This window comes from Gilliamella sp. B2824 (assembly GCF_026536245.1).
Taxonomy (GTDB): Bacteria; Pseudomonadota; Gammaproteobacteria; order Enterobacterales; family Orbaceae; genus Gilliamella.
The window spans coordinates 94,322-107,600 of record NZ_JAFNON010000002.1; the positions used below are offsets into that span (position 1 = coordinate 94,322).

Genomic DNA, 13,279 nt, shown 5'->3' on the forward strand with positions numbered 1-13,279 from the left:
GCCAGAAATTGATGACGAAGATGTGGGCAAAAAAAGGGGGGGCGGCGGCTCAACTTGTGGCGCTGCTGTATTAAGAGCTAACTGGATCCCCAGTATGACGATGAAGATTTATTGAGTCGTCTTGCCATATCTAAGATGGGGTCCTGCGCGTCAAACTTACCTGCCATGAATTTGGATTATGATGAAATAAATATCATTCAACAATATGATAAAAGTGACTCGACCGAAATTTCATTGCCTAAACCACCGCCATCAGCCCGCGATGATTTTGGTAAAGTCGCAAATATCACGGTACATTTTTTACCTTGTAACCAGATATTTATCACATATGTCACAACAGAATAAGGACGTAATCCGGTTCTTTGAAAACGGTTTGCCGAAAGCTGTGTACGCCGCACCCAAGTATTAAATCGACAGCGGATTACCGTAAAATAAGACTAAAATGGATGCAATTAAGGCTCAGCAGTTGAAGATACCACAATAAATTTTGCCACGTTATATCAAATAACAAGAGGCAAGGATCAAATTACCGATTAACACTGAAAAGAATTCATCGGTAATAAAATAAAAAATATATCAAGCTAACTAATTAGAAGTTTATGAAAATATAATTACTCACTAATCAATTGTTTTTGATATTATAAAAGCGATAAAACTTACCAATTGATTAGCTACATTTTTTAAATTATAAAATTTTAATGATTAAGAGAATACGATGGCATTAACATTTAATGACGGCGTTAAAGCATGTATACCAACATTACTTGGCTATGTTGGTATTGGCATTGCAGCTGGAGCTGTGGGTAAAGCAGCAAATTTATCCATTTTAGAAGTCACCTTATTGGCAGTAATGGTTTATGCGGGCTCTGCACAATTTATTATTACCGGTTTAATGATTGTTGCAACACCAATTTCAGCTATTATTTTTACAGTTTTTTTAGTTAATTCTCGCCATTTTTTAATGAGCATGGCAACTGCACCAACATTTAAAAAGTATTCTTTATTGAATAATATTGCAATAGGCAGCTTATTAACCGATGAAAGTTTTGCGGTCGCGATGAATGCAATTGCGAATAAAAATCCAATCAATTGTGCATGGATGCATGGCCTGAATTTAACCGCTTACTTAGCTTGGATTTTATCTTGTTTGATTGGAGCATTAATTGGCAAATGGTTACCCGATCCTGCCCAGTTTGGCTTAGATTATGCTTTAGTTGCTATGTTTATTGGTCTTTTATATTTACAACTTATAAGTGATAAAAATAAACGCATGAAAAATCGACTATTGGCAATGTTGACTGTAACTATCGTATTAATTTTTTTATTACGATTTTTATCCGCTGAATTGGCAATACTGGCCAGTACGTTTGCAGGATGTTTTATCGGCGTTGCCATGGAGCGTAAAGCATGAGTATTTATAGTTTACTGATTATATTAGGATCAGGGTTAGTGACTTGGTTACCTAGAATTATTCCATTCATATTAGTACGAAAATTACAATTACCTGACATTGTGACTCGTTTTTTATCCTATGTTCCTATATGTATATTAACTGCCTTATTTGTAGAAAATCTGTTTATTGTAAAACCTGGCGCGTTTCCTGAGTTTAATCTTGAATATTGCTTAGCGGCGATTCCAACGATTATTGTGGCACTATTGACTAAAAATCTAATGTTAATTGTGGTAACAGGCATGTGTGCGATGTCAGCAATACGGTTCTTTTTAACCTAATAAATTGAAAAAAGCAGGACAACTGTCCTGCTTATTATGTTCTCTCTTTATTTTCAAGCTTATTGATAGCATTTATAATCTTATTAGCTTCAGCTGTTTGTCCTACTTGATTAAGATAATTCGCCATTGCTTTTTGGTACGCCATATTATTTAGAATTGCTTTAGGTTGTGATTTCCACCATTTTATTAATGCTAATGGATCGCTATCAGCTGACAATTGCTTAATGCGACCAATATAAGCGGCTTGTTTAAATTGATCTAATTGAGATTCACTATAAGCCTTAACTTTGTACATAGCAGGCATTAAATCAATCACAGCTTGATAATCACCCATATCATAAAAGAGTTGATCGGCAAGTCTTAATACTTCTGGATGACGTGGTTTTTCATTCAATAGCTGCTCTATTGTTGTTCGCGCTGAAGCATATTCACGGTTTTTAATTTGTAAACGTATCTGTACCAGTTTGAAAGCAAATATCTCATTAGGTTGACAGTTTTGTGCAGCTTGTTCCAAAGATTGATTGGCTGAAACCAATTCATCATTATCGATTTGCGCTTGTGCAGCAAGCAAATAAGATAATGCCGAATTGTTCGATACTTTAGCTGATTTCATAAAAAACTTACTGGCTTGTTGATAATCGCCTTCAAGTAGTGAAATTTGTGCCATCTCAAGCCGTTTAACAACTTTTTTAGGTGATTTTGAACGTAACCATTCCCCTAAAATTGTTTTGGAATTAAAAATTTTCTTTAAAAACCAATAAACAATATATAAACAAAATAAAGCTAATAACTCAAGTATGACAAATGAATTAAATGACATACTGACTTTATAATTTGCAACTTCAAAAACAGCTGAACCTTGATGACCTTGTAATAGCGGTCCTAACAAAAAACCCGCCACCAACACTAAAAAAATAATCAATATTTTTAGCATTATTATTCTCCTATTTAGCCATCATTGAACGCACACGCGATTGCATTAATTTTTCTAATTCCGTCGCGCTTGCCAACTTATCTGGAACAGATTGATTACTGATTGATTGACTTTGTAAATTCTCAAGATCATCTAAGAAAGCTTTAACATCAGGCGCATTACCGTCAAAATAAGCATTAACCCACAATGCAGCATCACTTAAAGCGCGTTGGTAAACAAGATCTTGATGTCTTGGTACAGCCTGAGCTGCAATCAATAAACGAAAACGAATATTTTCGCGTAAATAAAGTGATTGTTCTAAATTTAGTGGTGTTTTCAATATTTGACATCTCACAATCTGTTTTTCATCTTTTTGAGCTTTGGATAAACAAGTGGCAAAATTTTTCTCATTTTCATCAATTTTTTCAATGGTGATGAATTTATCCAAAAATGACTGAGCATTAGTCAATAAATTATTCGACCAATCAAAAACAGACGACGTTATTTCGCGATGATTATTTTTCTCTGTTGGCTCTTCGGTTAGCTCTTTTGAATTAGTCGGCGTATTAACTGATTGTGCTGATGATATGTCATCATTATATTGTGTCATCCCTAAATCTATTTCTTTGTAATTTCCAACCAAAGGTAATTCCGTTAGGGATTCAGAAAGTCCGATTAAATTCATCACAATACCATCATAGTCAACAAAACTGACTTTTGACAGTGAAGTAATATCTTGATTAATCGCTTGCCTTGCCGGTATCAAACTAGGATCATCAGCTTGCGCTAAACTTTCATCGGCACTTTTAAGCAATAATCGAGCGGTTGTATAATCTTGATCATTCCAAATTTTTCTACCCGCTAGATGCACCAGATAATTTGCTTGTGAAATCAACCACACACTGTTATCTGTTGTTGACATGGCCGAAAGACGCTCGTTTAAATTATGCAAATTTTGTTCAGTTAATTTTGAGGCGTCATTGATTTGATTGGTTAACTGTTGTTGATTTTTTTGTTGTTCATTGAGTTGGCGATCAACGCGCTGTTCCAGCGATGAAAATTGTTGATTTTGCTTGTTTACCGCATCGGTGATGCTATTTTGCAAATCATGAACAATACTATCTTTGGTACTTTGTTTCAAATTGGCAAGTTCAACTTGTAGGCTTGCAATTGTCTTTTTTTGATTTTCGACTTGCAAGTGTCCATGATAAAAAACAAAGCCGCCTAAACCGATTGTTAAAGCAATCGCTAAGATGGCTAACTTTGAAGTGGGCACTTTATTTGAATTATTTTTAGTAGCTGATAAATTGGATTTTTTTTCTACTTCAGGACTAGATTGGGCATTTATTGGCATTTTTTTATTTTCAGTCATAGTCTTATTCGCTTTATATTCAGTTTTTATGATAGGTGAAGGGCTAAATGAGGTCGTATTTATTGTTGAAAGCGTTGCATTGGCACCATAATATTTTAATGGCATAATTTACTCCACTTAGCTCTGGTTTAAATGACAATATTATGACATAGAGTCATCACAGTTTTAACTAAAATTTAATTAGTAACAAATCAAATCATTTTAAATAGTTATTTTTAAATTGATTTTGTTGATTAACTTACTCTCTTTATTTTGGTATTTGTCATATTACTAGTTATCCTTTTTTGATCAATATTATGTTTTTCATCATTGAGCAGTAATTTTATCTTTAGCCTTTCGCTGCTTGATATAACGTGGTTAAACGAAGAAAAATACTGTTATAGGGGTATATGGGCTATATTATTCACCCTAGAATCAATGATAGTTAAAAATTTTATTGCTAAATAAAGATAAACCAGACATGAATATGACACAAAATTTTTGCAATTATTATTTTTGTGTACTATTTTATTGATACCTTCATCAAAACTATATTGTTATATTTTTTATATCTATACCTTAAAAAATTACTGCTAAAATTAGCGGTTGATCAAATTTATCTTTCTGATTAACAAAATTCAATTCAATTATTTTTATAGTCGTTTTGATGTATTGTCAGTATATTGTTAACTTATTAAATTGCAAAAACTTTAACAACCTATCATTGCATCCAGTATAAACATATGTAATTTGATGTTTGCTATACCACAATCTAGCAAATTATTTTGTTATAATATTTGCATTTCGTTTTAGTTATCTTATTTTAGTTATCTAATCAACCTTTTCATACTAAGTGATAAAATTTTATGTATACAGGAACCTTGTTTATTATTTCAGCACCAAGTGGTGCGGGTAAATCAAGTTTAATTCAAGCTTATTTAGCGCAAAAAGATCATCATCCAGCTAGAGTTTCTATTTCTCATACAACTCGCACACCAAGGCCCGGTGAACAACATGGTGAACATTATTATTTTGTTGATCATCAACAGTTTGAATCGTTGATCAATCAACAAGCTTTTGTTGAGTATGCGCATGTATTTGAAAACTATTACGGCACCTCAAAAGATGAGATCGAAAAAAGTTTAATTGATGGAGTAAATGTTTTTTTAGATATTGATTGGCAAGGTGCAAGGCAAGTACGAGCGCAAATGCCCGAGTCAAAAAGCATTTTTATTTTGCCACCATCAATTGAAGAGCTAAAAAATCGACTCAAGAAGCGTGGACAAGATGATGATCAGGTAATTGATAAAAGAATGCAAAAAGCTCAAGCCGAAATTTCACATTATGATGAATATGATTATATTATTATTAATGATGATTTTGATTGTTCGTTAAATTCATTAAATTCAATTATCACAGCTACACGTTTAGAACAGCAGAAACAAGCAATGATTAATCAAAACCTACTTAGAAGTTTACTAGCAAAATAGTAACTCATAGGTTAGCGCTATATAATTTTGCTAGCTTTGACATAAAAGCCTTAATGTAAATTAGTAAATTCATTTTTTACAACAATATCGCCGAATTTGATCGGCGATATGATTTACCTTAATTTTAATGACCTAATGCTTTATCAGCTTGATCATTTTGAATCAACTCTATTTTGTAACCATCGGGATCTTCAATAAATGCAATAATTGTGTTGCCCCCTTTTACTGGACCGGCTTCACGCGTTACTTTGCCACCTGCTTGTTTGACATTACTACACATTTGCGCAACATCATCAACGCCAATAGCAATATGCCCAAAAGCATTACCATGATCATAACTTTGTGTTCCCCAATTATAGGTCAGTTCAATAACTGAACCGGCTGATTCATCATGATAACCAACAAAAGCAAGTGAATATTTATATTCTGTATTTTCACTCGTTCTTAATAATCGCATGCCCATTATACGAGTATAAAAATCAATTGATCGTTGTAAATCACCAACACGAATCATAGTATGTAATATACGCATCGCTTTATTGTTCCTTTTGTAGTAATAATGATTTCAATAATTTTATATATTCACAACGAGCCAATCAAATTTTTTATGCCTGAATTTGCATATTGATAATATTTGATATGGATTGAAGAGAAAGCCTTGAAGATTTTATTGGTGCACGACTTACTGAAGATAGTTAAATGAATAATTTTGCGAAAATAGACTTCGCTTAGAACGCTAACAAGCAAAGTCTATTTTATTTAGAAAAAAGGGAAAATTACTTCTTAATTTCGCTATTATAACGAGGTGATGCGCTAATTTGTTTACCATTACTGACTAAACGTACTTTTTGCCCTGCAAAAAAATCATTAGCAGATCCTTTTTGTACAATAACGATATTGCCGCCGTTTTCTCGTTGAATTTCTAACTCAACAGCACTGGTTTGGCTAGCTTGATTTTCAATTGCACTACCTAACACTGCACCACCGATTGCACCAGTTGCAATCGCCACAGCTTGCCCGGTACCATTACCGACTGTATTACCTAAAACGCCACCAAGTACTGCGCCACCTAATGAACCTAAAATATTTTCACTGCTACCATCAGAGGCATTAGTTTGGATTTTCACTGGGCGAACAGACACAACTGTACCATAACTAACTTGTTGAACCTGTTTTGCTTGATCTGTTGTATAAACATCGCCAGAATATATATCACTATTACCACAACCCGTTAAAATTGCTGCTAAAATAGCTAAAGTGACGATTTTTTTCATAATTTATTCCTCATATAATTTGAGTATGAGCATGCTCATACTATTTTTTAGCATAATATTCTTTTATAAAAACGACAATATCATTTTCACTATTTTATCACTAGATAATATTATTTCTTAGCAAGTTGAGTTATACTCAGGTTAATAGTTTATCTACCATACAATAAGTATATGAAACGGTTATTTTTTCAATTAATATTATCAGTTATGATATGTGCCTGCCATGATACCAATCAACAACAAAAATTAGATAATGAAGCAATTGTTGAGAGTAAAAATAAAGATTGTTTATCAGAGAATGCAGGCAGTAATTTGCATCAACTCGACAATATTGCAATTGCAGCGCAAGGGTGTCCCGTAAAATAACTTAATAGGCATAATTAACATAATGAAAACCATCGAAATAGACGAAGAATTATATCAATTTATTGCAGCACAAACTAAACATATTGGTGAAGATGCATCAAGTATTTTGCGTCGTTTGTTAAAGATCAATCAACCTGTAAAAACAACAATTAGTACTACCAGTCAAGCAGACAATCAATATACCTTATTTAATGACTTACTAACGAGTGATACTTTTGTTAATGAAAAATCAATTATAAATCGGTTTATATTGTTACTTGGTGCGCTTTACAATTATAACCCAGCTTTATTTTCAATTGCGGCTACATCACTGCATGGCAGTAAACGGCAATATTTGGCGAAAGATAAAGAGTCATTAGAAACATCCGGTAAAAATACAAAGCCGCGTGAAGTAATTGGCACGCCGTATTGGGTGATCAGCAATACCAATACAGCCCGAAAAATCTATATTATTGAATCAATTATGAGTGATATGGGTATATCAGAAAATATGATTAATCGAGTGATTGAAATTTTTTCATCGCAGAATAAATAAAATCACATGCTTTTATTAAAGAATAAACAACTATAGCTTGTAGCATAGATATAAATAGATAATTTATGAAAGAGGAGTATAAAATGGCAAACCCTAGCCGGGCAGGATTATTAGCTGAACCGTCTGATCTCATTGACGTTGAAGCATTAAGAAATAATTACTATAACATTAGCCCTGATATAGAAAACGCAAGTCAATTAGTGATTTTTGGCACTTCAGGTCACCGCGGTAGTTCCAACAAAGGTACCTTTAATGAGGATCATATTTTAGCCGTTGCTCAAGCTATAGCAGAATACCGTCAGGCAAATAATATTACGGGTCCATGTTTTATTGGTCAAGACACCCATGCTTTGTCAGAGTTGGCATTAAAATCAGTATTAGAAGTGTTTGTCGCTAATGAACAAACCGTTGTTATCGCTCGAGATTGGGGATTTACCCCAACGCCAGTTATTTCACATGCTATTTTAACGTATAACCTTGGCAAACAATCACAATTGGCTGATGGTATTGTAATTACGCCTTCGCATAATCCGCCTGAAGATGGTGGTATTAAATATAATCCGACTAATGGTGGTCCGGCCGATACGCATATCACTAAGCAAATCGAAAATCGCGCTAACGAATTACTAAAAAATAAACTTAATGGCGTGAAGCGTGTTTCTTTAGACAAAGCGATTAACTCCTCTTACATACATACTAAAGAGTACGAAACTGATTATGTAAATGATCTTGAAAACATTTTAGATTTAGCATTAATTAAATCTTCTGATCTTAATATTGGCGTTGATCCATTAGGGGGAGCCGGTATCACCTATTGGCCAAGAATTGCTGACAAATATGGTATTAAACTTAATATTGTCAACAATAAAATCGATCCGACCTTTAGCTTTATGCACCTTGATCATGATGAAGTGATTAGAATGGATTGTTCTAGTCGCTGGGCAATGGCGGGATTATTGCAATTAAAAGATAAGTTTGACTTAGCGTTTGGTAACGATACCGATTTTGACCGTCATGGTATTGTAACGCCAAAAGGATTGATGAATCCAAATGCTTACCTTTCTGTTTGTGTGAATTATTTATTCCAAAATCGTCCACAATGGCATAAAGACATAGCTATTGGTAAAACATTAGTAACGAGTTCAATGATCGACCGCGTCGCCAATAGCCTTAATAAAAAATATTTAGAATATCCAGTTGGCTTTAAATGGTATGCTGATGGTCTTTACAATGGAACATTAGGTTTTGCCGGCGAAGAGAGTGCTGGCGCCTCTTTTTTAAGAACGAATGGAAAAGTTTGGGCAACCGATAAAGATGGTATTATTTTATGTTTGCTAGCAGCTGAAATGACGGCAAAAACAGGAAAAAATCCACAAGAACAATACCAAGAACTTGAAGCAAAATTTGGTGTTTCATATTATGGACGGCTCCAAGCACCGGCCTCTTTTACTGAGAAACAAAAATTAGCTAAACTTGATGCCAGCCAGTTAACGACAGACCAGCTTGCTGGTGAAAAAATTACCCAATGTTTAACTACGGCGCCGGCAAATAATGCACCAATTGGTGGATTGAAAGTGATAACTGAAAACGGTTGGTTTGCAGCTCGACCTTCAGGCACAGAAGACGCTTACAAAATTTATGCTGAAAGTTTTATCAGTAACGATCATTTAGCAACATTACAAAAAGAAGCGCAAGAAATTGTTGCCAAAGCTATCAAATAACTGCCATGTATTTTGCTGATTTAACTTAAAATCAGCAAAGGTTATTGAGTTGTTTGTCGTGTTCATAACAATTTGTACAGCAATAAAAATTCTGCCCAGATCACTATTTGTGTCTGGGCAAATTTTTTACTTCACTCATTTATAAATAATAGATTCTAAGTTTGTTGGCAATCTTGCCCTCATCAGGGCTCAATTATCAAGTTTTTTAGAGTATAAAACACACAACAACATGATGTGAACAGTGGTAAATCGTTTATTAAGCCAATATGTGTTTTTTATTTTTATAATAACTCACCTCAACTCAGTATATTAAACAACTAATAACAAAATTGAGGCTATAATATCATTACAGTTATGGACTAACACAAGCAATATGATATGAACTAAAGCTTGGTTCGTTATACCACATGTCCCCATCACCAGCATCAATTCTTATTGGATTACCTTGATAAGTCTCCATCGCCCAATACCAATCTCCAGGATGATCAGAAGCCCAGTTTGTGCCAGGATAATGAATAGGTTGATTAAACATGGTTCCCCATTCGTTAAATAATCCGCCTATCCATTTGCCGTTCGTTCCTCTATAACTTAATTGACGACGGTAACCATTTATATTACGCCCAGGTATTCCGCCAGACCAAATCGAAGTATTAGCATTAGTATAATCAGCCACACTTGGCAGTCGATAACCAATGCCTCGACAATAAGATATTGCGCTACTCTGATTTGAAACAAGATCAACTGATGGGGTGAGATACCAACGTTGTATAGTAAAACTGTAGAGTATATTCTGCTTAGCTTTGTCAGAATATAACTGAAAGGTAACCGGAGAAAAACTTTTATTGGCAGTTGAAGTTGTTGGCCCTTTTAGTACTATTTTTACCGCACTTACACTACTACTATTACCCCAACCCGGCGTATTTTCCGCTGATAGCAATAACGTAACATTACCTGAACTTGATTTAATTGTACTACCATTGATATTGACAACTTCTTGCGGTGTTATTCCGCTTAATAACAAATAAAATCTTAAATTATCTGAACCGGTACTTGGAAAATTTTTAGCAGCTGTATTAATATCTTGTGGAATAAATCCTTTTCCTTTGCCCCAATCGGGACCATCTAAATCTTGATATTGGGTATTATTACTTGAATCGTTTGCTAGATTAGGTTGTGCGTAACAAACTGTCGGTTTATGAGAAATTTGATAACGTTTAGTCACTGGCACATAATCACTTTCTTTAGGAATGCCATATTTAGAATAAGTTTTTAATTGTGCGGTAATCTCTAACGTTAATGGCAGTGTATACGCATTATCACAAGCCAATCTTTGACTAATATTGGTTAACGCTTTACCATTTGCATCATACCAATTAGAACTCGTGAAACTGAGTAGAAAAGGTTTATAAGTATCTATCTGATCGCCATCTTTATCGGCATAGTTTAATTTATTATCTAACGAATCATAGTAAAAGTTTTTAACTGCAAAACTTGATGGTTTTAAATTACCGTCAAAAAGATTAACTTCATTCCCTTTCATATTACTGCTTGCTTCACTATAAAATACACCACCTACGGTAAATCCATGTTTTCTAGCGGCCAAATCTATATTGGCTACTTGCGGCGCATTCCCTTCTATTGCTTTCGCTGTCGCGGCGATCAATGCGTTGGCACAAGTAAAAGGGAGTAACAGTAAGCCAACAATTATTAGGGTTGTCTTTTTAAAAAAGAGATGAAGATAAAGCGTATTAAGCATTAAACCTATAGGTTTGTTAACAAGCTTAAAATAAATAAAAAAATGTTCTAATAACGACGCTTTAAAGTAAGTCAATAATTGTTTTTTTGTTAAACCCTTAGATATGGGGATCACACCCGATCGAAGACAAAATAATATAAAACGATATCCCTTTTCAATCATATTTTTACCGCTCCTTGTAACGCTATACCTGTTTTTTGGCAGAAATCTATATGGTTATTTTCGTTTAATTAAAAATTATTTTTTTCATATATTTCAATACCATAAAAGTAAAAATGATTTGGGTATCATAAAGTAATTAATATCACCTGTAACGGTTATTTATGTTAAAAATTGTCATTGATTGTTAATTATTTCAAATTTACGATTTTTTGTTCCTATTAATTTCAAACAGTGAGATTTATTGAATGACTGATAGCAATTTTGACAAACGTTGTTAGTTTTAAAAGAATCTAGCAGAGAGATTGATATTTAAATTTTATCTAGAGTAGTCAAACGCAGAAAATATAACTATGCAATAACTGAAACAATTTATTTAAAAATAACAAATTGTTTTATAGAGAATTAATTATGTTAGATTGGGATCATTTAATCAATGATCCCTGTTTTTTTTTGGATTTTAAACACCTGCACGATAGTTAGGTGGTTCTTTAGTAATAAGTACATCATGTACATGACTTTCTTTCATGCCTGCACCAGTAATACGATAGAATTTAGCTTTTGTGCGTAATTCATCAATTGTGGCACAACCAGTTAATCCCATACAAGAGCGTAATCCGCCCATTTGTTGATGGACGATTTCTTTCAATAAGCCTTTATAAGCGATACGACCTTCAATCCCTTCAGGTACTAATTTATCAGCGGCATTATCAGTTTGGAAATATCGATCTGAAGAACCTTTAGCCATTGCACCTAATGACCCCATTCCACGATAAGATTTATAAGCTCGGCCTTGGAATAATTCAATTTCACCGGGTGCTTCTTCGGTTCCAGCAAACATCGATCCAACCATAACACACGAAGCACCTGCTGCAATCGCTTTAGCAATATCACCCGAAAAACGTATGCCACCATCGGCAATAACTGGGATATTGTATTTTTGTGCCATCTCTACAGCGTCCATAATCGCTGTAATTTGTGGTACGCCCACACCAGTGACAATACGCGTTGTACAAATTGAACCTGGACCAATCCCAACTTTAACTGCACTCACACCCGCATCGATCAAGGCTTTTGCACCTTCGGCCGTTGCAACATTACCACCTATTATTTGTAAATCAGGATACGCTTTTCGAGCTTGACGAATACGTTCAAGAACGCCTTCGGAGTGACCATGTGAAGAGTCAATTAACAGCACATCGACACCCGCTTCGACTAAGGCAGCAATGCGCTCCTCGTTTCCAGCACCAGCACCTACCGCAGCACCGACACGCAAGCGTCCTTTTTCATCTTTACAAGCATTCGGTTTTTGCTCCGCTTTATTGTAATCTTTAACGGTGATCATGCCTTTTAAGTGGAATTTATCATCAACGACTAATACTTTTTCAACGCGGTGTTCATGCATTTTTTGCAGAACACTTTCACGTTTTTCACCTTCATTGACCGTTACTAAACGTTCTTTAGGGGTCATCACTGCAGTAACCGGTAACGACAAATCGGTGGCAAATCTTACATCCCGTGCAGTAATAATCCCCACTAATTCTTGCGATTTGGTGACAACAGGAAAACCGGCAAAGCCATACTCTTTAGCAAGATCAATAACATGCTGTATTGTTGCTGTTGGTAACACTGAAACTGGATCTTGTACAATACCACTTTCATGCTTTTTAACACGCTTAACATGATTTGCTTGAACGTCTATTGGCATATTTTTATGAATAAAACCAATTCCACCTTCTTGAGCAAGGGCTATAGCCAGATCGGATTCGGTAACCGTATCCATTGCAGCTGAAAGCATTGGAATATTAAGTTTTATTGTTTTCGTTAATTGAGTACTAATATCAGCAGTGTTAGGTAATACAGATGAGTGAGCGGGAACTAATAACACATCATCAAATGTGAGGGCTTCTTTTACGATACGAGACATGACAATATTCACCATTGAGTTGAATTGTTGATAAAATATTGCCGACGTATTCTACC

The 13,279-nt window shown here is 34.5% G+C and carries 13 protein-coding genes; 7 read left to right on the forward strand and 6 right to left on the reverse strand.

What is annotated here, in order from left to right; translation table 11 throughout:
* The first annotated feature begins 111 nt into the window (after nt 1-111).
* From J3U56_RS02440 to J3U56_RS02450, 3 genes are all read left to right on the forward strand, one after another.
* The gene (locus tag J3U56_RS02440) at nt 112-345 is read left to right on the forward strand and encodes a hypothetical protein (RefSeq protein WP_267366577.1); all 234 of its coding nucleotides are present in this window, start codon (nt 112-114) and stop codon (nt 343-345) included.
* Nucleotides 346-715: 370 nt separating this feature from the next.
* Nucleotides 716-1,411, forward strand: a complete 696-nt coding sequence (locus tag J3U56_RS02445) for an AzlC family ABC transporter permease (RefSeq protein WP_267366579.1) — start codon at nt 716-718, stop codon at nt 1,409-1,411.
* Nucleotides 1,408-1,731, forward strand: coding sequence for an AzlD domain-containing protein (locus J3U56_RS02450; protein WP_267333042.1), 324 nt, complete (start codon nt 1,408-1,410; stop codon nt 1,729-1,731). Before J3U56_RS02445 ends, J3U56_RS02450 begins: the two co-directional genes overlap by 4 nt.
* Nucleotides 1,732-1,765: 34 nt before the next feature.
* Here J3U56_RS02450 and J3U56_RS02455 read toward each other — a convergent pair whose 3' ends face one another.
* Both J3U56_RS02455 and J3U56_RS02460 read right to left on the reverse strand, forming a co-directional pair.
* The gene (locus J3U56_RS02455) at nt 1,766-2,665 is read right to left on the reverse strand and encodes a heme biosynthesis HemY N-terminal domain-containing protein (protein WP_267333043.1); all 900 of its coding nucleotides are present in this window, start codon (nt 2,663-2,665) and stop codon (nt 1,766-1,768) included.
* Between the two features lie 10 nt (nt 2,666-2,675).
* On the reverse strand, nt 2,676-4,121 hold the full coding sequence (locus J3U56_RS02460; protein ID WP_267333044.1) for a uroporphyrinogen-III C-methyltransferase: 1,446 nt from the start codon (nt 4,119-4,121) through the stop codon (nt 2,676-2,678).
* Between the two features lie 740 nt (nt 4,122-4,861).
* Between J3U56_RS02460 and gmk the strand changes: the two genes are divergently transcribed.
* A complete protein-coding gene (gene gmk, locus J3U56_RS02465; protein ID WP_267333045.1) occupies nt 4,862-5,485 on the forward strand; it encodes a guanylate kinase in 624 nt (207 codons plus the stop codon).
* 124 nt (nt 5,486-5,609) lie between these two features.
* On the opposite strand, the gene gloA is transcribed toward gmk, so the two are convergent.
* Nucleotides 5,610-6,017 carry a lactoylglutathione lyase gene (gene gloA / locus J3U56_RS02470; RefSeq protein WP_267343867.1) on the reverse strand — a complete coding sequence of 136 codons (408 nt, stop codon included), beginning with the start codon at nt 6,015-6,017 and terminating at the stop codon, nt 5,610-5,612.
* 244 nt (nt 6,018-6,261) lie between these two features.
* Nucleotides 6,262-6,762: a glycine zipper 2TM domain-containing protein gene (locus J3U56_RS02475; protein ID WP_416379557.1), complete on the reverse strand. Its 501-nt coding sequence runs from the start codon at nt 6,760-6,762 to the stop codon at nt 6,262-6,264.
* A 204-nt stretch (nt 6,763-6,966) separates the two neighbouring features.
* Here J3U56_RS02475 and J3U56_RS02480 point away from each other — a divergent pair, with 204 nt between their 5' ends.
* The 3 genes from J3U56_RS02480 to pgm all read left to right on the forward strand — a co-directional run bounded on the left by J3U56_RS02480 (nt 6,967) and on the right by pgm (nt 9,381).
* Nucleotides 6,967-7,125, forward strand: coding sequence for a hypothetical protein (locus J3U56_RS02480; RefSeq protein ID WP_267366581.1), 159 nt, complete (start codon nt 6,967-6,969; stop codon nt 7,123-7,125).
* A gap of 22 nt (nt 7,126-7,147) precedes the next feature.
* Nucleotides 7,148-7,660: a hypothetical protein gene (locus J3U56_RS02485; protein WP_267333049.1), complete on the forward strand. Its 513-nt coding sequence runs from the start codon at nt 7,148-7,150 to the stop codon at nt 7,658-7,660.
* Between the two features lie 83 nt (nt 7,661-7,743).
* The gene (gene pgm, locus J3U56_RS02490) at nt 7,744-9,381 is read left to right on the forward strand and encodes a phosphoglucomutase (alpha-D-glucose-1,6-bisphosphate-dependent) (RefSeq protein WP_267348546.1); all 1,638 of its coding nucleotides are present in this window, start codon (nt 7,744-7,746) and stop codon (nt 9,379-9,381) included.
* Nucleotides 9,382-9,733: 352 nt separating this feature from the next.
* Here pgm and J3U56_RS02495 read toward each other — a convergent pair whose 3' ends face one another.
* Entirely contained in the window at nt 9,734-11,299 is a 1,566-nt protein-coding gene (locus J3U56_RS02495; RefSeq protein WP_267366583.1) for a hypothetical protein, read from the reverse strand.
* A 457-nt stretch (nt 11,300-11,756) separates the two neighbouring features.
* Nucleotides 11,757-13,223, reverse strand: a complete 1,467-nt coding sequence (guaB, locus tag J3U56_RS02500; protein WP_267348550.1) for an IMP dehydrogenase — start codon at nt 13,221-13,223, stop codon at nt 11,757-11,759.
* Nucleotides 13,224-13,279: the final 56 nt, after the last annotated feature.